This is a genomic window from Kitasatospora sp. NPDC056446 (assembly GCF_042796115.1).
Taxonomy (GTDB): Bacteria; Actinomycetota; Actinomycetes; order Streptomycetales; family Streptomycetaceae; genus Kitasatospora.
Window position 1 is genome coordinate 1 of record NZ_JBHTRF010000025.1, and the last position, 20,512, is coordinate 20,512.

Here is a 20,512-nt window from a genome sequence, read left to right on the forward strand (position 1 = left end):
GGCCCCCGCGCCGCCCCGCGGGGGGGCCGCCCCGCTCCGCCACGCGGGCGTCCGGCGCCCGGACCGGTGCCGCCCCGCGCGGGCGGCCGCTCCCCCGAGGCACCCGCTACAGCTCCTCCACCACCTCCACGCCCGGGACCAGCCGCGCCAGGTCCCGGAAGAACCGCTCCCCGTCGACCACCGCCTCGGGCGGGTGCACCCCCGCCGCCGCCACCGTCCCGTCCAGCAACTGCGCCAGCCCCAGCCCGGCGGGCACACCGGTCGACTCCGCCATGTCCGCCATCAGCTCCTCGGCCCCCGTCAGCCTGGCCAGCACGGCCGCCGGGCGGCCGTCGCGGGTCCCGGTGGCGGCGGCGAAGAACGGCGGGAGGGTGCCGGGGCCGCGCAGCCACGGGGTGCGGAGAGCGGCGCGCAGGACGCGGCGCGGGCCGGGTCGGTCCAGGTCGGCGGCGGCGGTCTCGTTGACGAGCCGCCCGGCGTCCAGGTCGTCGCGCAGCACGTCCAGGTAGGCGGCGGTGCCGGCCTTCAGCACCATCAGGTTGGCGGCCGCGCCGCCGGGCCGCAGGCTGCGGTGCAGGGTGACCGGCTCCGGGTGGCCGACGGTGTACGCCGTCCCCCGGTGGCCGCCGGGCAGGTCGAGGGCGACCGGGCGCAGCGGGGGCCGCCGCACGATCCGGCCGCCCTCGACCACCGCGACCGTGCCGCTGATCTGCTGCATCCAGTGCACGGCGGCGGCAGACACGGTGCCGCCCGGGTCGAGCAGCGAGGTGTCGGTCCGGGGCCCGACGTCGACCGGCCAGGCAGTGTACACGTCGGTGAGGGTGTCGAGGCGGGCGGCGGCCCGGGCGGCGAGCAGGTTGCTGACGCCGGGGCTGGCGCCCATGCCGATGACCGCGCGCACCCCGGCGGCGCGGGCTTCGCCGTCCAGTTCCAGCATGGCGACGGTGGGTTCCCAGTCGTCGCAGATGTCCAGGTAGTGGGTGCCGGTGCGGATCGCGGCGCGCAGCACGTCGAGGCCGAAGCGGTAGTAGGGCCCGACGGTGTTCAGCACGGCGTCGGCCCGGTCGAGGGCGGCGTGCAGTTCCGCCGGGTCCGTGACGTCCACGCGCAGCGGGCGCACCGGTACGGCCGTCGCGCCGGCGAGCGCGGCGGCGACCCGGCGGGCGGCCGCCGGGTCGCGGTCGGCGACCACGAGTTCGTGGACGCCGGGGAGCGCGGCCGTGACCCGCGCGGCGACCCGGCCCATCGCGCCGGCTCCGCCGAGGGCGAGCACCTTCATCGTCGTCAGCCCTTCCGGTGGTCGAGTGAGGCGAGGAACTCCCGGATGCCGTCGAGGTAGCCCGGGGCGAAGAGCGAGCGCGGTGCGGCGATCGCGAGGAAGGTGCTCCGGAGGCCGGAGCGCGCGACGGATTCGGGGAGCATCTCGTGGGTGGCGTCCCGGAGGCGCTGCACCCGGAGCTGCCCGGGCGCGGTGAGCAGCCGTCGGTAGCCGGCCTCGGTGTCGTCGCTGTCGACGTTGGTGTCCCGGCCGCCGAGGACGAGGTGTACCGGGACCCGGACGGCGGCGAGGTCCTCGGTGGCGTCCGAGAGGTGGTTGCGCTTGTCGAACTCCCAGCGCTCCGGGGTGAGTCCGTCGGTGTCGCCGCCGTCCGCCCGGTACTGCTCGAAGCTCCGGCCGGCCGCCAGCGCGGCCCGGGTCCGGTCGCTGCGGGCGATCGCGGCCGCGGTCTCCTCCGGGGACGCGTGCCGGGCCGCGAGTCCGGCGAGCAGGTTGTAACGGCCCTGCCGGAGCCAGTTGATCGCGGGGGCGACGGCGATCACGAACTTCACGTCGGCGGACTGCCGGGCCGCCCTGGGCATCACCCAGCCGGCCTGGCTGGCGCCCCAGAGGCCGATCCGGGCGGGGTCGATGCCGGGTCTGGTCCTGGCCCAGGCGACGGCGGCGAGGGTCTCGTCGGCGCGGTCCTGGATGCTCTGGTCGAGCCAGTTGCCGGGGGCTCCGGCGACGCCGGGCTTGTCCCAGGAGAGCGTGGCGTAGCCGGCCTCGGCCATGGCCTCCCAGAGCGGCCGGTAGAAGGTGTCGTGGGTGGCGTCGGTGGGGCCGTCCCCGTGGACGAAGACGACCAGTCCGTACGGGCCCTGGCGGCCGGTCGGACGGGCCAGGACCCCGTGCAGCGGCTGTCTGCCGCCGGTGATGACGACCCGCTCCTCGGTGAGGTCGTAGGTGTTCTGGTACCCGACCCAGCCGCCCGCGCCGGCCAGCAGCACCGCCACGGACAGCAGGGGTCCCCAGATCCACCGGCGCCTGCCGGACATCCGCATATCGCCCACCCATCAATCGATCGTTTCAGAAACGACCGTAACAGATATGAACGATTCTCGGGACCGTCACACCTCGGCGGTCACACCTCGGCCGTCACACCCGGGCGGTCACACCGGCGCCGTCTCGGCCGCCGCGGCGGACTCCCCGGCCGCCTCCGGCACCACCGGCTCCGGCAGCGTCCGGAACAGCACCCAGCTCAGCACCGGCATCAGCACCAGCGGCAGCAGCGCCGTCCGCAGCGAGGTGGCGTCCGCGAGACCGCCGATCAGCGGGCCGGCCAGGCCGCCGATGCTCACCGTCAGGCCCAGGGTGATCCCGCTCGCGGTGCCGATCCGGGACGGCAGGTAGTCCTGCCCCAGCGTCACCTGCAAGGAGAACGGCACGTACAGTCCGGCCGAGGTCAGCGCCACGAACAGGTAGAGCGCCGGCCCCGGCACCAGCAGCACCCCGGCCACCGCGACCGCCGACACCAGGTACGACCAGCCGGCCACCGCGACCCGCCCCCACCGCTCCGCCAGGGCGCCGCCCAGCACCGAGCCCACCGCGCCGCCCGCGTACAGCACCACCAGCGCCGCGGTGCCCGCCGCCGTCCCGCCGCCGAGGCGCTGGGTGACGAACAGCGACAGGAAGGTGCTCAGCCCGACGAAGGCGACCGAGCGGAACACCACGGCCAGCGACAGCCGGACGAACGCCGCCCGGTCGTCCGCCACCGGCGGCTCGGGCGCCCGCGCCCCGGCCGCGCGCCGCCGTTCCAGCTCACGCAGCACCGGCAGGCACAGCGCGGTGCCGGCGAGCGCCGGCAGCACCAGCAGCGGGGTCAGCCGCAGGCCCCCGGCCCCGACCACGGCCGCGACCAGCAGCGGGGCCGCCGCGAAGCCCAGGTTGCCGCCCAGCGAGAACCAGGCCATGCCCCGGTGGGCGCCCGGCCCGCCCTGCGCCCGCCGCGCCGCCAGCCGGGCCACCCGGGCCGACTCCGGGTGGTAGGCCGCCACCCCGATCCCGGACAGTGCCACGAAGGCGAGCGTCAGCCCGTACGAGCCGCCCACCCCGCTGAGCGCGATGCCCGCCCCGCCCACCAGCGTGCTGGCCGGCAGCAGCCAGGGCAGCGGACGGCGGTCGGTGAGCGCGCCGAACAGCGGCTGCGCCACCGAGGACAGCAGCGAGGCGGCGAGTACCACCCCGGAGACGGCGGCGTAGCCGTAGTGGCGTTCGGCCGCGAAGAACGGCACCAGGGCCGCCACCGCGCCCTGGTAGACGTCCACGCAGGAGTGCCCGACGGAGAGCAGGAGGATCGACCGGCGGCCCGGGATCCGTTCGTCTGACGTTCGTTTCGGCATGCCGCCATGCTCGGCGCGGCACACCCTGTCGGACTTCCGATAACCTGCCAGACAATGTCGAGAATCCGCCACGATCCCGTCGCCCCGACCAGCACCCGGTACCTGCCGCCCGGCGGCGGCATCGACGCGCACCGGCACGACGACCACCAGATCGCCTACGCCGCGCGGGGCGTCCTGAGCATCACCACCGACGCCGGCTCCTGGGTCGCCCCCGGCAACCGCGCCATCTGGATCCCGGCCGGCACGATCCACGCCCACCAGGCCCACGGCGCCCTCGAACTCCACCTCGTCGGCCTGCCCGCGACCGACAACCCGCTCGGCCTCGACCGGCCCACCGTCCTCGCCGTCGACCCGCTGCTGCGCGAACTGATCACCGCCTACACCCACGCCTGCACCCACACCCCCGGGGACGGTGCCGCCGGGGACGGCGGCCCCGGGAACGGCGGCCCCGAACGCGACCGGCTGCGTGCCGTCCTGCTGGACCGGCTGCGCGCCTCGCCCCAGCAGCCGCTCCACCTGCCCACCCCCGCCACGCCCGTCCTACGCGCCGTGTGCGCCCTGCTGGAGGCCGACCCCGCCGACCGCAGCACGCTCGCCGCGCTCGGCCGCCGGGTCGGCGCCGGCGAGCGCACCCTCTCCCGGCTCTTCCGCGCCGACCTCGGCATGACCTTCCCCCAGTGGCGCACCCAGCTGCGGCTGCACCACGCCCTGGTCCTGCTCGCCGAGGGCGTGCCGGTCACCGCCGTCGCCCACCGCTGCGGCTGGGCCTCCGCCAGCGCCTTCATCGACGTCTTCCGCCGCGCCTTCGGCCACACCCCCGGCCACACCGTCGGCCACCAGGGCGGCGCCGAGCGGGGCGGCGGGCCGACGCCCCGCTGACGGCCCGGACTTCGGCCCGGTTGTCCGTCCCGGGTGGCAGGCTGGGGGGCATGTGCGGCCGCTTCGTCTCCACCACCACGCCCCAGGACCTCGTCTCGCTGCTCGGAGAGCTCCGCTGGGACCCGGCCGAGACCTTCGCGCCGAGCTGGAACGTCGCCCCCACCGACCCGGTCCCGGCCGTCCTGGAACGCCTCGACCGGGACACCGGCGAGCTGCTGCGCCAACTGCGCCCGCTGCGCTGGGGCCTGGTCCCGTCCTGGTCCAAGGACCCGTCCGGCGGCGCCCGCATGATCAACGCCCGCTCGGAGACGGTCGACACCAAGCCCGCCTTCCGCAAGGCGTTCAGCGCGCGCCGCTGCGTCATCCCCGCCGACGGCTACTTCGAGTGGCGCGAGGTCCCCGCCACGGCCGACCGCAAGAAGTACAAGCAGCCGTACTTCCTCAGCACCGGCGGCGTGATGCTGATGGCCGGCCTCTACGAGTTCTGGCGCGACCGCACCCGCCCCGACGACGACCCGCTCGCCTGGCTCGCCACCGCCACCGTCATCACCACCGACGCCACCGACAGCGCGGGCCGCGTCCACGACCGGATGCCCCTCACCATCGCCCCCGACGACGTCCCCGGCTGGCTCTCCCCCACCCTTTCCGACCCGGCCGAACTCCACCACCTGCTGCGCCGCCCCGCCGACGGCGACCTGCGCGTGCGCGCCGTCCCCACCACCGTCAACAGCGTCCGCAACAACGGCCCCGACCTGCTGGACACCGCGCCCGACCCACTGGGCCTCGCGGACTGACGCACCGTCCGGCCGTCAGCGCCGTCAGCGCCGTCAGGTCCGTCAGGTCCGGCCCAGCGGGAGCAGGTACTGGATCGGCTCCTCCAGGTCGTCCAGGCCCAGGAGTTCATGGGCGAGGTCGTCCTGGAGGCCGCCCAGCGGGGTGGTGCCCAGGCCGAAGGCGGCGGAGGTGAGCAGCAGGTTCTGGGCGAGGTGCCCGGCCTCCAGCAGGCCCAGGCGCAGGGCGCGCAGGCCGTAGCGGCGGCGAAGCAGGCCCAGGTCGAGGTGGACGGCGAGGACGGCGGGCGCCTCGTCGATGCCGATGGCGTCCGGGTCGGTGGCCGGGCGGGCGGTGTAGGAGGAGAGGGCCTTGAGGTCGTCCAGGGCGGGCGCCGGGCCGATCGGGCGCAGGCTGCGGTGTTCGGGGAGGCAGTGGTAGGTCCCGGCGGGCAGTCCGTCGACGGCGAGGGCGACCAGGCGCAGCCGGACGGTGTGCAGGGCGCCCGCGCTGGGGTACGGGCGGTGGCCGGTGCCGGGGTTCTCGGCGAAGGCGGGCCAGAGCAGGCCGCCGAGGGCTCCGGCGGTGAGCGGGCCGGTCAGCGGGCCGCGGGTGGAGCGGCGGGTGTGCAGCGCGTCGGCGAGGGTGACGGCGGGCAGCGGGTCGGCGGGCAGCGGGACGTCGTCGGGCCGGGGCCGCGGGCCGGGGGCGGGCGGCAGGTCGCGCAGGGTGCTGTCCTCGGTGCGCCCGATCTGGAACTTGCTGCGCTCCAGGTACTGGTGGTCCGGGGCGTGGTGGTCGGCCGGGAAGAAGGTGAACGGCCGGTCGGTCTCCAGCAGGGTGCGGGCGGCGAGGCGGCAGACCGCCCGCTCCTCGTCGGGGCCGACGCCGAGCCGGTTGAACAGCATGTGCAGTTGGGACGCCCACACCCACGGGAGCCGTTCGGACGCGCCCTCGGGCGCGGCGGCCCGCATCCGGGCGGCGGCCTCGGCGACCTGCGCGGCCCAGTCGCCCAGCCAGGGCGCGGCCGTCCCCGCGTCGAGGGCGGCGCGCACCGCCCGGGCGCGCCCGGCCAGGGCCTCCCGCTGCCGGGCGAACACCGTGTTGACCCTGGTGTGGACGGCGGCGCCGGGCAGGGCCCGGTACTCGGTGACCCAGCGCCAGGAGGCGGCGTGCGCGCGCAGCCAGCGCGAGGCGGCGAGCGCGTCGAGGCCGAGGGCGTGCGCGGTGGTGTGGGCGAGGTCGAGGGCGAGCGGCAGCCGGGACCCGGGGGCCGTGCCGAGGGCGCGCAGGGCGTGCACGGCGGTGCGGGTGGAGTGGGTGAACACCTCCTCGGCGATCGGCAGCACGGCGGGGCCGCCGTAGCGCTCGGTCTCGGGCTCGTACGGCACCTCGGTGACCTCGCCGTGCCGGGCCGCCCAGGGCCCGTCGGGCGGGGTGCGGCGGGTCGCGAGCCGGCCGAGGTCGGCGGCCAGGCCGGCGGGCGGCGGGCCCTCGCCGCGCAGCCGGATCCGCAGGTGGGGGCCGCCCTCGCCGTAGCGGATGAAGAACCAGTCGGTGCCCGGGAGTCCGTCCATCAGCGGGGCGAGGTCGGCGGTGAGGAAGGCGTCCGTCTCGGGGGCGGGCAGTGGCAGTGCGAGGTGCAGGCTGTGCCAGCCGGGGGCGGTCGGCGGCTGCTCCCTCACCGGCCGGGTGGTGCCCGGCCGGGCAGCGGTCGTCATCGCGTCCTTCATCGTGATCGCGTCCTTCCCGGACGGCTAGGGGAACGGGTGCGGGTGGAGCGGCAGTTCGTCGTGGCGCAGCGGGGCCGGGGTGCGGCCGAGCCGGTACGGGACATCGAGCAGGCGCGGCAGCCCGCGGGTGCGGCGGTTGACGTGGCCGAAGGTCATCGGCAGCGTGCCGGGGACGATCACCTTGGCGCAGTGCAGGCCGAGCCGGTCGCGGACGCCGGGCTCGTCCTGGGTGACCGCGATGACCTCCAGGCCCTCCCCGGCGAGCCGGGCGACCGTCCGGTCCAGCAGGCCGGTCAGGTCGGCGACCGGTGCGGGGGCGCCGGGCCAGCGCTCGCGCCAGGAGACCGGGGGCGGGCCGGCGAAGAGGAAGTCGAGGCGGGGCTGCGCCTCGGGCAGCGCGTTCAGGCCGACGTGGTCGTCCAGGCCGACGACCAGCTCGGGCCGGTCCAGCATGGCCCGCAGCCGCCGCGGGTCGCGCGGGCCGCCGGGGGCGGTGGAGCGGTGCGGGGCCTCCTGGACGTTGGTGACCACCTCGGCGACGGCGGAGCGGATCGCGGTCAGCGGGTCGTGGTGGGCGCCGGCGGCCAGCAGGGTGCGCGGGGCGTCGGGCTGCCCGCCCCGGTGGCGGCACAGCGCGATGACGGCGGGGACGCCGAGGTCGGCGGAGGCGTCGAGCAGGGTGAGGCGGTAGCCGAGCAGCCGGGCCCGGGCGGCGAGGTCGGCGACCTGCGGGTCCTCGGTGGGCACGGTGACGCCCGGCAGCGGGGTGCCCGCGTACCAGGCGAGCAGGAAGGCGTCCCGCTCCACGACCTCGAACAGGCCGTACAGCGCGGCCTCCTGGGGGCTGTTGCCGAGCCCGCAGCCGTTGGAGGACTCGTAGACCACCCGGGGGCGGTCGGGGCCCGGCACGTCCCAGTAGGCGACGTGCTCGGGGACGGCGACCGGCCGGCGGTGGGTCAGCGACCAGCCGTGGACCCAGTCGAGGACGAGGTCCGGCGTGTACGGGACGGTGGCGGCCGCCGGGTGCCCGTGGTGGGCGGGGTCGGGCAGGCCGAGCCGGACGGGGTCGAGGACGGCGCCGGGGCCCGACCTTCGTGCGAGTTCCGCGTAGGAGGCCCGCAGGACGGTCCGGCGGCCGAGCGGCCGCATGCCCGCGTGCCGCTCCACGGCCTCGAACAGCGCGACCCGCTCGCTGGAGCGGAAGTCCGCCGCCCGCCCGTACCCGCCGTCGTCGAGCGCCCGGCCGTCGGTCACCCAGGCGTTGGTGAGGGCGAAGGCCGAGTCCTCGGTACGGAACAGCCGGCGGACCGGGCCGAACCGCTCGTCGAACAGCTCGGCCCTCAACTGTGCCGCCCCCGTACGGTCGTTGGGGCCGCGCAGCACGGCCGGGTCGGGCAGCGGGCGGGGCGTCGCGGGCAGCCGGGCCGCCTCGGGCGCGTCGGCGGGCAGCGGGCGGCAGACCGGGCAGCCGCCGACCGGGCGGACCCGGTGGGTGGACCAGGTGGCGCGCCCGCCGTCGACCAGGTGGACGGTGGCTCCGGCCGGGTCGCCCGGCTCGCCGTGCGCCGGCTCGGCCTCCGCCAGGTCGGCGGCGAGCGCGGCCACCGCGTCGCCGAACGCCGGGGTGCCGGTGCCCGCGAGCGCCAGCCCGGGGCTCTGCCAGGGCACCCGGCCGCCGGCGCTGGCGAGCCGCTGGTACTCGGTGCAACCGAGACAGGCCGGGGCGCCGGGGCGCAGGACCGGGCCGACCAGCGTCAGCGCGCCGTCCTCGCGGACCGGGACCAGCCGGACGGGGTGGGCGAGGGCGTGCCGGCTGAGCCGGGCGGCCAGGCCGAGGGTCCACTCGGAGAGGTGGACGACGGCGGTGCCGCTCGTGGTGGCGAGGGCCTGTTCCGCCGTGAGGACGGGGAGTCCGCCCACCGGGTCGCCGGTCGGGTCGCCCGGCCGTGGAGTCGTCGGTGTGCTCGTCCGTGGGCTCATCAGTGGGCTCCGGTCGGGACCAGGGCCGTGAAGCCGCAGCCGGCGAGGGCGTCGGCGAGCGGCCGGGCGCCGGGGGTCGCGGGGCGCCAGCGGGTGGTGCGCAGACCGGTCAGGCGGTGCAGGTCGGCCCGCAGACCGGCTTCCCGGTCGGCGAGTCCGGTGAGCCACCGGTCGGTCCAGCCCTCGTCCGTCCAGGCGGCCGGGCGCAGCCCTGCGGCGGCGAGCGGAGCCGCCGCGCCGGTGAGGGCGGTGTGGTGGGCGGCGGCGGGGCCGCCGTCCCGCGCGGCGAGGCGGGCGAGGAGGCGGGTGAGGGCGTCGAGGACGGCGTGGGCGACCGCGTCGGCGGGGGTGGCCTCGATCGCCACCGCCTGCTCGGCCTCGGCCCGGTAGGCCCGGCAGCCGTCGAGCCGTCGGACCGTCACACGCGGGGGCCGGCCGAGGCGGCGGGCCAGCGCGTCCCACCAGTGCGCGGCCTGGGGGTGCTCCCGCCAGCCGGACTCGGGCAGCACGGGCCCGCCGGGGTCACCGAGGCCGAGGGCCGCCCGGCGCAGGGCCCGGCCGAGGGCGTGGCCGGGGTCGGCGCCGACCACCGCCCCGGTCGCCCCGTCGACGGCGGCCAGGTGGAGTTCGGCGGACCGGCAGGCGGCGGCCAGCCGGGCCAGGTCCGTCCGGGCGGCACCGGCCACCAGGGTGCCGGACGGCGTCCCGCAGGAGACCAGGGCGGCGGGCAGCTGCGGGAGCCCGCCGGGTGACGGTGCGTCGAGGACGCCCAACCGGGCGTCGGCCAGGGCGGTCACCCGGCGCAGCGCCTCGCCGAGGTCCCCGGGCGGCGCGGCGACGGCGCCGGGGCCCGCCGCCCACGGGCGGTGCTCGGCGCGCGGCGGGCGCGCCTCGGCGAGCAGGACGGCGGGGCGGCCGGCCAGCAGCAGCGGCTGGTCGGCCGGATCGCCCGGATCGGGCAGGCCCGCGACGGCGCAGAGCAGCCGCTGGGCAGCGGCGGCGGCGAGCAGGACGGGCAGCGCGCCCGGCACGGGCGGTTCCGTCGGTGCCGGGTCCGCCGATGAACCGGGGTCCGCCGACGAACCGGGGTCCGCCGACGAACCGGGGGCCTCGGCCGGCCGGTCCGTGGCGGCGTCCCGGCCCAGCCGGGCCGCGAGGGCGGTGGCGTCCGCGCGGGTGCGGGCCGGGTCGGCGGGCTCGGTGACGAACCCTCCGCCCGCGTCGCACTGCACCGCGACCGCCACGGCCGGGTCACCCGCCGACACCACCACCCGCCCGGCCGGCAGCGCGGGTTCGGCGACCAGCGTCGGCGCGGCCGTCCCGCCCCGGCGGAGGGCACGGGCCACCGCGCGGGCCACCGGGCCGTCCGGGTCGGCGGCGGCGACCACCGGGCGGGCGGCCGCGAGGGCCGCCGCCGCGCCGCCCGGGTCGTCCGCCACCGCGCCGGGCCAGGCGGGCAGCCGGGCCCCGTCCGGGTGGTCCACGATCAGGTCGTGCTCCCGCAGCCGGGCCGTGACGGTGGCCAGCGCCGCCGCCACCTTCGGCGGGGCCTCCGGCGGGGCGACGGCCCCGGTCGGCGCGTCCGCTCCGGGGGCGAGCCGGGCGGCGAGCAGCTTCCACAGCGCCGGGAGCGCCGGGCTGCCCTCCAGGGTGAGGCTGGTGCCGCGCCCGCGCAGGTGCAGCCCGTTCTGCAACGGGGTCACCGCCACGCCCGGGCGCAGCCGGGGCCGCAGCCGCCTGCCGGGCCCGGGCCCGGCAGCAGGCCCGACGACGGAATCGACAGCAGGCCCGACGGCGGAATCGGCGCTGGGAGGAGCACCAGGCCCGGCGGCGCTCACGCGGCGCCCTCCACCACGGCGATGACCTCGTCCACCCGGTCCTGCCACCGGTGCCCGGTGAGCCCGGGCACGCTGCGCACCACCAGGTGGGCGGCGAGGTAGCGCTCCACCGGCCGGACGTCGCAGATCGCCAGCAGCCGGTACAGGCCGTTGGTGCAGGCCCGGTAGATCAGGTAGTCCGGGCGGCTCCACATCGTGCCCTCGGGGTCGGAGCGGTGCAGCAGCTGGTGGAACTCGCTGTAGCGGGTGCGCACTTCGGGGTTCCAGCGGGCGGCGGTGCCGGGGTCGCCGAGGGCGGCGGCGCGCTCCCGGTACTCGGCGCGGCTGCCGCCGAGGTCGGCCCCGGCCGCCAGCCGGCGCTCGGCCCGGGTCCAGGCGGTCGCCGACCAGTGCGCCCAGTCCCGTTCCCAGCCGCGCGCGCCGCCGTCGGTGATCCGGCCCACCAGGGCCGTGACGGCGCCGCCGGCCCGCTCCCAGCGCCGCTCGAAGGCGGCCCGCAGGGTGCCGTCCGGGTCCTCGTGGACGAGGAAGTCCTCCAGGTGGGACAGCATCGAGTAGTGCCCGCCGACCAGTCCCTCCGGGTGGGCGGCGGCGTGCGCGGCGAGCGCCGTCACCACCAGCTGCACCCGGGCCTCGGAGGTGTCCCCGTGCGCGCCGAGGAAGTCGCAGCCGGAGCGGAGGGCGGGCAGCCCGAGCCGCAGCAGCTCGTCGCGCAGGGCGGCGGATTCGGCGCCGAGCAGGGCCCGCAGGGAGTCCTCGGCGGACGGGTCGACGGGCAGCACCCGGACGGTGTTGTCCGGCACCAGCGGCCTGTACGGCGGCGCGACCAGCTCGGCCCGTCCGGCGACGGCGGCCTCGGCGAGCAGCTGACCGTCGGTCCGGTCCGCGACGGACGGGTGCGCGTCCGCCCACGCCCGCAGCGCGTCGGCGGACCGCTCGGCGGCGATCGCCACCAGCGCGTCCGGGCCGCGCAGCCGCAGGCGCAGGTGCGGCCCGAACCTCCAGTGGCGCTCCACGTGCGCGTCCAGCCCGTCCTCGACCGCCTGCCGTGCCTGCGGCAGGACGGCTTCGCGCAGCGCCGCGGCCTTGACGGGCTGGTAGTAGGACAGGACCACATCTCGGGCGGTCACGGCTTCCGGGCCGTCGGCCGGGTCACTCATCGGACGTCTCCTCGGCGCAGCAGGGTCGGTGGCAGCAGGCTCGGTGGCAGCAGGGGTGGGCGTGGGATCGCGGGGCCGGGGCCCGTCACCGCTCCCCCTCCCGGGCGCCGTCGGCCCCCTCGGCCCCCTCGGCCCCCTCGGAGCCGTCCGCCCGGCCGGGACGGTAGGTCTCCACGACGAGTTCGACGGCCCGGACCGGCTCCGCCGCACCGGCGACGGACGGGAGGGCCTCCTCCAGGACGACGCCGCCCGGGTGCCGGGTGAGCCATTTGGCGAGGTGGCGCAGGTGCAGGGGGTTGCCGAGGTCGACGGGCTGGGGCTTGGGGGCGCGCAGGTGGGCCACGAAGGCGTCGGCGGGCGTGCCCGTGGTGGCGGCGGCCGGGACGGGGTGGAGGAAGAGCTGCTCGGGGAGGCCGAGCAGGGCGCGCCAGCGGGCGGTGGCGGCGGCCGGGACGCCCTCGGGGCCGGGGTCGGCGGCGAGGTCGGCGCGCAGGGTGTCGAGGACAGCGGGCGGGAGGTGCCAGCGGCGGCGGGCGAGGACGACGTGGCGGTGGCGCAGGCGCGGGGTGCGGGTGACGGTGCCGCCGGGTGCGTCGACGCGGGTGCGGGGCAGCAGCGGGCGGAAGTCGACGACGCCGTTGGGGTGGTCGGCGAGCAGCGGGGCGAGCCGTTGCGGCAGCATGACCGGGGCGAGGAAGCCGAGGTAGAGCACGTCCAGGAGTTCGCCGGTGCTCCGCAGGCGGAAGCGGAGCTGGTCGGTGGCCGGTTCGTGGACGAGGTCTAGGTCGGCCTCGGCGAGGCTGGTCCACCGCCGGTCGGGGCCGATCTCGTCGGCGAGCAGCAGGGGGTGGAGGTTGGCGTTGAAGCCGCCGACCGGCCGGATCTGGGCGGCGCGGGCGTCCGGCCCGAGGCCCCGGCGGATCTGCCGGGCGACCTCGGCGGCGGCCCGCGGTGTGGTGGCGTCGAGGAACCGGCTGGTGAAGCGGCCCCATCCGCCGTAGACGTGGTTGACGCACAGCAGGCCGTCGGCGTCGTCGCGTTGGACGAACCAGGAGTAGCTGAGCGGCCGGGCCGCGGTCCAGTCGGGCATCCGGGCGGCGAGGGCCCGGACCTGTGCGACGGGGAGTACGAGTTCGCCGTCGGTCTCCCCTAGGGCGGCGAACTCGGCTGCCAGCGCGGAAAGTTCGTTCGGTATCGCGGGGGCGGCCCAGGCCTCGGCGGCGTCGGCGCCGAACTCCCACGGGGTGGTACAGACCCCGCCGGCCCCGTAGCGGGCGACGAACCGGTCGCGGGCGGCCCGCCGCATCAGGTGGCCGAGGTCGAACAGCTCGGCCAGTGCGGTGAGTTCGGCGAGCGCGATCCGGTCGGCCTCGGTCGGCCGGGGCTGGGGCGGCGCGGGCGCGTGGACGTCCTCGCTGAGGACGGTGAGCGGCGCGGCGTCGTCGGGTACGGGCCGGCCCGCCTCGGCCAGCACCTGGCGCCAGGCGTCGGCGAGCACGGCCAGCAGCACGGGCCGCAGCTCGCCCGAGGCTCCGGCCAACTGGCCGGTGAGGGAGATCAGTTGCTCGATCCAGCGGACGATCGGGGCGTCCTGCGGCCACGGCCGCAGCCAGTCGGCGAGGCTGCGCAGCGGCTGCGGGTCCTGCGGGTCGACCGGGTCGGTGGGCACCAGCAGGCGGGCGGCGAGGAGTTGGCCGACGAAGCGGTCCACGGCGGGGTCGCCGTCCGGGCGGCCGAGGGCGGCGGCGAGGCGGGCGGCGAGCCGGTCCGGGGTGTCCGGGGTGGCGGCGAGCGAGGCGAGGAGCGCCAGTTCGGGCCGGGCGGCCAGTTCGACCTCCTCCTCGCGGGTGACCAGGTAGCGCCCGCCGGCGAACACCACCTCGCTCCGGGCGTAGCGGGCCCGGCCGTCGGCGACGCGGGCGGGGCCGGCCATCCGGTGCGGCAGGGTGCGGCTGCGCCGGGGGTCGTCGAGCAGGGCCTGGAGGAGCGCGGCGACCAGTGTCCGGTTCTCCCGGACCACCGCGTAGGGGCCCGCCGGGAGGCCGTCCGGCGCGGTGCCGTCCCCCGGGGCCCAGCCGACCGAGGTGAACCAGGAGAGCGGGCTGGTCTTGGCGGTGGCCCGCAGGGCGTGCCGCAGGACGGCGGCCTCCTCCTTGCGGGCCCGGCCGGACCGCTCGCCCGCCGGGCCGGCCCCGCGGGCCGTGTTGGCGACCGCGCGCAGCAGGTCGGCGCTGGTGAGGGCGACGGCGCGGGCGAAGGCGGGCTCCCGGCACAGGTCGGCGAGCGCGGACCGTTCGGCGGCGAGCGCGGCCGGCACGGTGTCGGCGAGCGCGGCGGTCAGCGCGGCGCGCCGCTGCCGCAGGTCCAGCCACTCGGCGAGCCGGGGGACGCGCCGCGGCAGGTCGGCGAGCCGGTCGAGCAGCGCGGGGCGGGGCGGGCGCCCGTTGTGCAGGTCCCGGCGCAGCGGGAGCACGACCCGGCGGTGGAACTCCTCGTCGTGTCCGGCGCGGCTGTCGTGGAGGTCGTCACAGAGGTCCCGCCGCAGGGCTGTGGCCGCCGCATCGACGGTGCCGAGTTCGGCCAGCAGGCCCCGGACGGCCGCCGACGGGGCGGACTGCGCGGGCCGGGCCAGCACGGTGGCGCGCACCAGGGCGTGGCGCGCCGCGTACGCGGCCGGAGCCGGCGCGGACGCCGGAACGCCCCGGGGCTGGGGCCGGGGCAGGGCTCGGTTCGGCATGGCGGCTCCCTCCGACGGGGTCAGGGCGGTGCACGGGCGGAACCCGGCGCGTCCGCGCGAACGCGCCGGGTTCAGGGGTGGTGCCGTGGTGGTGGGGCGGTGGTGCGGTGCCGCTGCCCTCAGTAGGGGTAGGGGTGGGTCGGGTGCGGGGTCGCGCAGGACGACGATCCGCAGGAGGACGAGCTGGGGGCGCCGGAGGCACCGGTCTCGGGCAGCGCGACGGTGTCGCGCAGCGAGGTGACGGTCAGCTCCCCCAGGTCGAGGCTGTCGAGGGCGAGGACGTCATCGAACGACGGCTCGCTCAGGGTGCGGTCGGACATGTGGTCTCCCGGATTCTCGGAACTGGATTCTCGGCCGACGATCCGATGCCGCGTCAGGACAGCGGGACGTCCATCTGCTGCGGCTGGGCGCAGGAGGACGAGCCCTGGCAGGAGCAGGAGCCCCAGGAGGCGCCGTTCTCCGGCAGCGCGACGGTGTCGCGCAGGGAGGTGACGGTCAGCTCGCTGAGGTCGAGGTCCTGAAGGTCGAGAGCGGTCTCGGCGGCGGAACGGGACATGGTGGTGTCGGACATGGCGGACTCCCTTGAGGTGGCAGGCGTGCCGGACGGTCCGGGACGCGGCTGCGGAGCAGGTGCGGTGCTGCGGGATGTGCCGGGCCCCCCGTGGGTGCGTCGCACGCGGATCGCTCGGACCCTGACGTCGCGCCGCCCACTGGCGAGTCTAGGGAGCGGGCCGGGGCCGGCGGCAGCGGCCGTCGGGACATTGGCCGGTAGTCCGTGCCCCGGCGGCGCATCGCCGACGCTGCTTCAGCGGGGCTTGAGCGATCCGCCATCGACCTGCGACTTTCCGCCGGGTACGGCGGCCCGACGGGCTTACGGGGAAAGGGATTCGGGAGCAGGTTCCGACGGCGGCCCGGGCCCGGCAGCGGGGCCGGACCGGGCGTAGGTGGCAGGCCGGAGGGCGGGTGCGCCCACCCGCGCCCGCCCTCGGGAGGAGCCGGTCAGGACAGCGGCAGGAGACCGGGTACCGGGCCGCCGCCCCGGGAGAGCCGGCGCAGGAAGGTGGCGACGCCGGGTGTGCCGACCGCCCAGGCGCGCGCCTCCGCGTCCGGCTGCCGGCCGGGGAGCACCGGCCGGGCGGGCGGTCCGCCGGCCCGGGTGAGTAGGAGGCCGGCGAGGTCCTCGGCGGCCGACCGGTGCCGGTCGTCCCCGGTGGCGGCCGCGAGGTCGACCAGGAGGTCGCCGACGCCGGCCAGGCCGCAGCAGCGGAACACCTGGGCGGTCCTCGGGGCGAGGACGCGGCAGGTGTCGGCGGCGTCGGCGGCCAGGGCGAGCAGGTCCTCGTCGCCGTACCGCGCACCGGCCTGGACCAGCAGGGTGCCGAGTCCGGCCAGGCCCCGGCACCAGGACAGGTAGCGGCGGGTCGCCCCGGGCCGGCGGGCGGCGTCCACAATCCGGGGGAGGTCGGCGGCGAGCCCGTCGACGATCCGGCGGGCGGTGCGCTGTGACGCCTCGTCGGGCATGGCGAGCAGGAAGTGGGCGATGCCCGCGCGACCGTGGGCGAAGCCCTCCGCGAGTGCGGCGGTGCCGGGGTCGGGCGGGCCGTCGGGTCCGTCGAGCGGCCCGGTCGTCAGCCGCAGGGCGCAGCGGGCCGCGGCGGCCCGGTGCCGGTCGGCCGCAGGCCCGGGGGCCGCGAGGGCGGAGAGCAGCAGCCGGCCGGTGCCGATCCCGGCGGCGCCGGCGATCTGGTCGGTCCCCGTGCCGGTCCCGCTACCGGGTGCGGTGGGGAGGCCGGGCGCTGTGGCGAGGCCGGGTGCCGCCGGGGTGCCGAGGACCGCCGCGGCCTCCGCGAGGAACAGCTCGACCCCTGTCCGCCCCTGGTAGAGGGAGTCGTCGAGCCGGTCGAGGGCCGGGTGGGCGGCCGTCCAGCGGGCCAGGTCGGCGGCGGCGGAGCGGGCGTCGGCGCGCTCCGGGTGCCGGAGCAGTTCGAGGCCGAGGCCGGCCGCGCCGTCGTAGAGCGAGAGCAGGGTGCGGGGCCGTCCCTCGCCCGGGCCCGCGGCGGCCAGTTCGCGGGCCATCCGTACGCAGGTGGTGACGGTGTGGTCGAGGGCCTCGTCCAGTCGGGCCCGCCGGGGCCGCAGCCTGGCGGCGCCCGCCACCGGCCCGCGCACGGCACCGGCACCGGCACCCGAGGCACCCGCGACACCCAGGGCGCCCGCGACATCCGGGGCGCCGGACCGCAGCAGCGACGCGGCGGCGGCACGCCGGGCCGGGTCGAAGCTCAGCAGTTCCCCGACCAGCCCGGCCGCCGGGTGCGCCGGCTCCGGGAGGGCGGCGCGCAGACAGGCCAGCGTCCGGTCGCGGCAGGTCGCCGGGTCCGGGTCGATCACCACCGGGTCGAGGCCGGTGAGGGCGTAGTGCAGGGTGGTGCCCAGCGCGTAGTAGTCCTCGCCGGGGTCGGCTCCGGTGCCGCCGGGCAGGCCGTAGCCGGCCGTGGCCCCCGGCGGGCGGTCGCCGGACAGGGCGCTGACCCCGAAGTCGACCAGCGCGGCGCGGCCGTCGCGGCCGAGCACCACGTTCGCGGGTTTGAGGTCGCACACCACCACGCCCCGGGCGTGCACCGCGTCCAGGACGCGCAGCAGTCGGCGGGCGAGCGTCCACCAGTCGCGCCCGTCGGCCCCGGCGCCCGGATCGACGCCCGTGTCGGCGGCGTACGGTCCGGAGGTCAGCACCTCGCGCCGCAGGTCGCGCTGTCCGCACGCGCCGCTGACGAGGTACTCCTCGGTGCCGTGCCGGAAGTAGTCGACCAGCGGCGGCACCCCGGGTACCCCGGCGAGCGCGGCGAGCACCCGGCGTTCGTGCCGCAGCCGGCCGCACGCGTCGGTGCCGGCGCCGTCCTCGGCGACGTGGGCCCGGGCCTGTTTGACCACCACCTCGCGCCCGGTGGCGAGTTCGACGGCGCGGTAGACGTGGCCGCTCGCCGCCCGGGTGATGCCCGCGGTGATGCGGTAGCGGCCGTCGCCGACCCGGGTGGTCGCCGGGCGGGCGGGTGCGCCGTGCGGGGTGAACGGGTCGTCCGCCCAGGGCGGTCGGCGGTAGCGGGCCTCGGCCAGGCCCGGGAACAGCGAGCCGTCGGGGCCGGTCATACCGCGCTCCGCCTCCTCGTCCGTGACCCGGAACGGCCCGTAGCGGTAGTACACCGGGGCGTCCGGTCGGATCCGGCGGTCGCTCACCACGGACGGGCCGGCCCGTCCGGCCAGTTCCTGCGCCAACTCCAGGCCCAGGGCGTGGACTTCGTCCGACCGGGGGTAGACCGTGACGGCCTTCCCGACGGCGGCGGCGCCGTGCCGGCCGCTGTTCAGCTCGTGCAGTGCCGCCGCGCTGCGGACGAACTTCAGGTCGCAGGTGCGGCGCAGCAGGACCGGGACGACCGCGTCCAGCAGGTCGGCCAGCCCGCCGGGGCGGGCGGACAGGTGGAGTTTCCAGCCATGGGCGAGCGCCGGCATCCGCGGGTCCCGGAGGTACCACCACTGTCCGTCGGTGCGCAGCGGGCGGTGCGGGCCGGGTGCGGCGGCGGCGAGCGCCTCGACCCGGTGGCGCAGTGCCTCAGCGGAGCCGGGGTCGGCGGAGCCGGGGTCGGGGTCGGCGGGTGTGCTCAAGGGTCCGTCCCTCCCCCGGGTCCGCTTCCTGGCTCAGTGGTCCGTGCCGTGCCTCGTGGGCCGGTCGGGTCAGGCGTTCAGCTCGCAGGGGAAGCGGGTCGGGACGTACGTGACCCACGGGTCGGCGAGACACGCGACCGGCGCGAGGTCCGCGTCGAGCTCGTCCTCGAAGACGATGGCGTCCTCGTCGATGTCCAGCGGGCCTGCGTCGCGGATGTCGGTCACCAGTGCACTCATGAGGGTTCCTCCCAGTGGTTCTGGTCGTTGGGTCCTTCGGCTGGGCCGCTCATGCTAGCCAGGCCTTCCGGGCCGGGACAGGGCTCGGACGGACCGGCCGGATCGCCTACGACAGAGGGAGGTTCCGTTTGTGGACGCGGCCTCACCCGTCCCTCACGCACCGGGCCGTCCACCGCCGCGGCCGGCCCCGGCACCCCGCCCGGCCGGCCCCGGCACCCCGCCCGGTCAGCCCCGGAGCCGCCGGGCCCGGAGGTACTCGCGGGCGAGCAGCCGTAGCGCGCCCGCCTTGGCGGGGCTCGCGGAGCGGCGCAGCAGCGCGCCCGGGTCGGCGCGGGCGGCAATGCCGGTGAGTCCGTCCACGCCGACCAGGCAGCGGACCATCGGCCGGTGGGCGGCGGGCACCAGGTCGATCACGGGCAGGCTCTCGGCGAGGGTGCGGTCGACCCGGTCGAGCAGCGCGCCGAGCAGGGCCCGGACGGCCGGCAGGTCGCGGGCCTGTTCCAGGTCGGCCCGGGTGACGCCGTGCTCCCGCAGGGTGTGCTCGGGGATGGTCAGCCGGCCGTCCGCCAGGTCCTCGGCGAGGTCGTTGACGAAGTCGAGCCGCTGCGCGGCGTCGATGTAGGTGCGGCAGGCGGCGCGGTAGGCCGTCTGGTCGCCGTCGGGGCCGAGCAGCGCGGCGACGACCATGAAGCCGGGCAGCGAGTAGGCGTCCACGTAGGCCTGGTAGTCGTCCTCGGTGGCGAACCCGGTGAAGTCGAGGTCGGCGTCCGTGGCGGCGAGGAAGTCCAGGACCCGGTCGCGCAGGACGGGGTGGGCGTGCGCGCTGTTCAGCAGGGGGCGCAGCCCGGGGTCGTCGGTACGGCCGGCGGCGAGGCCCTCGGCGACCTTGCGCTGCCACTCGGCGGAGGCCGCCCGGCGCTGCGCGGGCGGGCCGCTGTCGAGCAGGGTGTCGGTGCGGTGCATGAAGGCCGCCGCCGCGATCACGTGCGGGACGGTCCGGTCCGGCAGCAGCAGTCCGGCCGCCAGTGTGACCTCGCGCTTGTAGCGGCTGACCTGCTCCCGCTGCCGGCCGTAGTCGGCCCGCAGCCCGGGGTCGTGCACGCCGGCCGCGTCCAGCGCCCGCTCCCACCTGCCCATTTCGGACCGTCCCGTCGTTCGTTCGTTCGGGGCCGAGCGTAGCCGGTGGGGGCGGGCGGCCCGGACGGGGATCCGCCGGGCGGGCCGGAGGGTCAGCGCTGGCGGATCGTGGCGAAGCCGCAGGCGGGGGTGCAGAGGGTGACGATGCCGCTGTAGCGGTGGGTGGTGCGGCCCCTGGTGACGCTGTGCACGGTGACCTTCTCCCGCAGGTTGAGCTCCCGGCAGCGCGGGCAGGCCGCGTTCACCGCCGTGCCCCAGGGGCGGTTGGGGTTGAGCTTGGTGGCCGAGACCACCATCAGGACGGCGGCGAGCGCGGCGCCGCCGAAGCCGACGATGCGCCACACCCCCTTCGAGGACTCCTCACGGTCGATCATCTCGTCGTACGAGTAGGTGCCCCCGCCGCCGTGGTTGGACCAGATCCGGCACGCGCTGTGCCGGGTCATGGTGTGGCCGTCACAGGTCGGCACGGTGTTCGGGTCCGATTTTCCGACCCCCAGCGCCAGGAAGAGGCCCAGCCCGACCAGCAGGCCGAGCACGACCAGGGCGGTGGTCCGGCTGCGGCCGGTCTGCAGCCGTTTGCGCTGGTTGTACGCCGTATCGATCACAGTCTGGGCCATGTTGCCCCCGTCGGCCGCCACCACGTGTCTCCTGTTGTCCGTCCGTCCGCAGGGCCCGTGTCGCGGGCCTGCCGTCCCCCGTGACGGGGGACGTGACACGAACACA

Annotated in this window: 16 protein-coding genes; 2 read left to right on the forward strand and 14 right to left on the reverse strand. The window is 77.6% G+C overall.

The window, feature by feature from the left end:
* Positions 1 to 106: 106 nt before the first annotated feature.
* The 3 genes from ACFQ6N_RS17640 to ACFQ6N_RS17650 all read right to left on the reverse strand — a co-directional run bounded on the left by ACFQ6N_RS17640 (position 107) and on the right by ACFQ6N_RS17650 (position 3,660).
* A complete protein-coding gene (locus ACFQ6N_RS17640) occupies positions 107 to 1,279 on the reverse strand; it encodes a saccharopine dehydrogenase family protein (RefSeq protein ID WP_380649947.1) in 1,173 nt (390 codons plus the stop codon).
* Between the two features lie 5 nt (positions 1,280 to 1,284).
* A complete protein-coding gene (locus ACFQ6N_RS17645) occupies positions 1,285 to 2,316 on the reverse strand; it encodes an alpha/beta hydrolase family protein (protein WP_380649949.1) in 1,032 nt (343 codons plus the stop codon).
* 114 nt (positions 2,317 to 2,430) lie between these two features.
* Complete coding sequence (locus ACFQ6N_RS17650; RefSeq protein ID WP_380649950.1) at positions 2,431 to 3,660, reverse strand: MFS transporter; 1,230 nt, start codon at positions 3,658 to 3,660, stop codon at positions 2,431 to 2,433.
* A 54-nt stretch (positions 3,661 to 3,714) separates the two neighbouring features.
* On the opposite strand from ACFQ6N_RS17650, the gene ACFQ6N_RS17655 reads away from it, so the two are divergent.
* Both ACFQ6N_RS17655 and ACFQ6N_RS17660 read left to right on the forward strand, forming a co-directional pair.
* On the forward strand, positions 3,715 to 4,539 hold the full coding sequence (locus ACFQ6N_RS17655) for an AraC family transcriptional regulator (protein WP_380649951.1): 825 nt from the start codon (positions 3,715 to 3,717) through the stop codon (positions 4,537 to 4,539).
* A gap of 50 nt (positions 4,540 to 4,589) precedes the next feature.
* Positions 4,590 to 5,333 (forward strand): SOS response-associated peptidase, encoded by a 744-nt coding sequence (locus ACFQ6N_RS17660; protein WP_380649952.1) that lies wholly within the window; start codon positions 4,590 to 4,592, stop codon positions 5,331 to 5,333.
* A 42-nt stretch (positions 5,334 to 5,375) separates the two neighbouring features.
* Here the strand turns inward: ACFQ6N_RS17660 and ACFQ6N_RS17665 are convergent, their stop codons facing one another.
* The 11 genes from ACFQ6N_RS17665 to ACFQ6N_RS17715 form a co-directional block, all read right to left on the reverse strand.
* Entirely contained in the window at positions 5,376 to 7,043 is a 1,668-nt protein-coding gene (locus tag ACFQ6N_RS17665) for a thiopeptide-type bacteriocin biosynthesis protein (RefSeq protein ID WP_380649953.1), read from the reverse strand.
* A 24-nt stretch (positions 7,044 to 7,067) separates the two neighbouring features.
* A complete protein-coding gene (locus ACFQ6N_RS17670) occupies positions 7,068 to 9,023 on the reverse strand; it encodes a TOMM precursor leader peptide-binding protein (protein WP_380649955.1) in 1,956 nt (651 codons plus the stop codon).
* A complete protein-coding gene (locus ACFQ6N_RS17675; RefSeq protein ID WP_380649956.1) occupies positions 9,023 to 10,726 on the reverse strand; it encodes a hypothetical protein in 1,704 nt (567 codons plus the stop codon). The genes ACFQ6N_RS17670 and ACFQ6N_RS17675 overlap by 1 nt, the downstream gene beginning before the upstream one ends.
* Before the next feature lie 131 nt (positions 10,727 to 10,857).
* Positions 10,858 to 12,021 carry a hypothetical protein gene (locus tag ACFQ6N_RS17680; RefSeq protein WP_380649957.1) on the reverse strand — a complete coding sequence of 388 codons (1,164 nt, stop codon included), beginning with the start codon at positions 12,019 to 12,021 and terminating at the stop codon, positions 10,858 to 10,860.
* An 85-nt stretch (positions 12,022 to 12,106) separates the two neighbouring features.
* The gene (locus ACFQ6N_RS17685; RefSeq protein ID WP_380649959.1) at positions 12,107 to 14,758 is read right to left on the reverse strand and encodes a lantibiotic dehydratase; all 2,652 of its coding nucleotides are present in this window, start codon (positions 14,756 to 14,758) and stop codon (positions 12,107 to 12,109) included.
* 119 nt (positions 14,759 to 14,877) lie between these two features.
* Positions 14,878 to 15,078: a thiazolylpeptide-type bacteriocin gene (locus ACFQ6N_RS17690; protein WP_380649960.1), complete on the reverse strand. Its 201-nt coding sequence runs from the start codon at positions 15,076 to 15,078 to the stop codon at positions 14,878 to 14,880.
* A 53-nt stretch (positions 15,079 to 15,131) separates the two neighbouring features.
* Entirely contained in the window at positions 15,132 to 15,329 is a 198-nt protein-coding gene (locus ACFQ6N_RS17695) for a thiazolylpeptide-type bacteriocin (protein WP_380649961.1), read from the reverse strand.
* Positions 15,330 to 15,757: 428 nt separating this feature from the next.
* The gene (gene lanL / locus ACFQ6N_RS17700; RefSeq protein ID WP_380649962.1) at positions 15,758 to 18,415 is read right to left on the reverse strand and encodes a class IV lanthionine synthetase LanL; all 2,658 of its coding nucleotides are present in this window, start codon (positions 18,413 to 18,415) and stop codon (positions 15,758 to 15,760) included.
* Between the two features lie 69 nt (positions 18,416 to 18,484).
* The gene (locus ACFQ6N_RS17705) at positions 18,485 to 18,652 is read right to left on the reverse strand and encodes an SflA family class IV lanthipeptide (RefSeq protein ID WP_380649964.1); all 168 of its coding nucleotides are present in this window, start codon (positions 18,650 to 18,652) and stop codon (positions 18,485 to 18,487) included.
* A gap of 225 nt (positions 18,653 to 18,877) precedes the next feature.
* On the reverse strand, positions 18,878 to 19,789 hold the full coding sequence (locus ACFQ6N_RS17710) for a phytoene/squalene synthase family protein (protein ID WP_380649965.1): 912 nt from the start codon (positions 19,787 to 19,789) through the stop codon (positions 18,878 to 18,880).
* Positions 19,790 to 19,881: 92 nt separating this feature from the next.
* Entirely contained in the window at positions 19,882 to 20,406 is a 525-nt protein-coding gene (locus ACFQ6N_RS17715; RefSeq protein WP_380649966.1) for a hypothetical protein, read from the reverse strand.
* Positions 20,407 to 20,512: the final 106 nt, after the last annotated feature.

Bases quoted from the DNA above. Each gene is read 5' to 3' on its own strand.
- ACFQ6N_RS17690 (WP_380649960.1), bottom strand. From the start codon at position 15,078: ATGTCCGACCGCACCCTGAGCGAGCCGTCGTTCGATGACGTCCTCGCC.
- ACFQ6N_RS17640 (WP_380649947.1), bottom strand. From the start codon at position 1,279: ATGAAGGTGCTCGCCCTCGGCGGAGCCGGCGCGATGGGCCGGGTCGCC.
- ACFQ6N_RS17650 (WP_380649950.1), bottom strand. From the start codon at position 3,660: ATGCCGAAACGAACGTCAGACGAACGGATCCCGGGCCGCCGGTCGATC.
- ACFQ6N_RS17680 (WP_380649957.1), bottom strand. From the start codon at position 12,021: ATGAGTGACCCGGCCGACGGCCCGGAAGCCGTGACCGCCCGAGATGTG.
- ACFQ6N_RS17655 (WP_380649951.1), top strand. From the start codon at position 3,715: ATGTCGAGAATCCGCCACGATCCCGTCGCCCCGACCAGCACCCGGTAC.
- ACFQ6N_RS17685 (WP_380649959.1), bottom strand. From the start codon at position 14,758: ATGCCGAACCGAGCCCTGCCCCGGCCCCAGCCCCGGGGCGTTCCGGCG.
- ACFQ6N_RS17665 (WP_380649953.1), bottom strand. From the start codon at position 7,043: ATGAAGGACGCGATGACGACCGCTGCCCGGCCGGGCACCACCCGGCCG.
- ACFQ6N_RS17645 (WP_380649949.1), bottom strand. From the start codon at position 2,316: ATGTCCGGCAGGCGCCGGTGGATCTGGGGACCCCTGCTGTCCGTGGCG.
- ACFQ6N_RS17715 (WP_380649966.1), bottom strand. From the start codon at position 20,406: ATGGCCCAGACTGTGATCGATACGGCGTACAACCAGCGCAAACGGCTG.
- ACFQ6N_RS17660 (WP_380649952.1), top strand. From the start codon at position 4,590: ATGTGCGGCCGCTTCGTCTCCACCACCACGCCCCAGGACCTCGTCTCG.
- ACFQ6N_RS17705 (WP_380649964.1), bottom strand. From the start codon at position 18,652: ATGAGTGCACTGGTGACCGACATCCGCGACGCAGGCCCGCTGGACATC.
- ACFQ6N_RS17670 (WP_380649955.1), bottom strand. From the start codon at position 9,023: ATGAGCCCACGGACGAGCACACCGACGACTCCACGGCCGGGCGACCCG.
- ACFQ6N_RS17710 (WP_380649965.1), bottom strand. From the start codon at position 19,789: ATGGGCAGGTGGGAGCGGGCGCTGGACGCGGCCGGCGTGCACGACCCC.
- ACFQ6N_RS17695 (WP_380649961.1), bottom strand. From the start codon at position 15,329: ATGTCCGACACCACCATGTCCCGTTCCGCCGCCGAGACCGCTCTCGAC.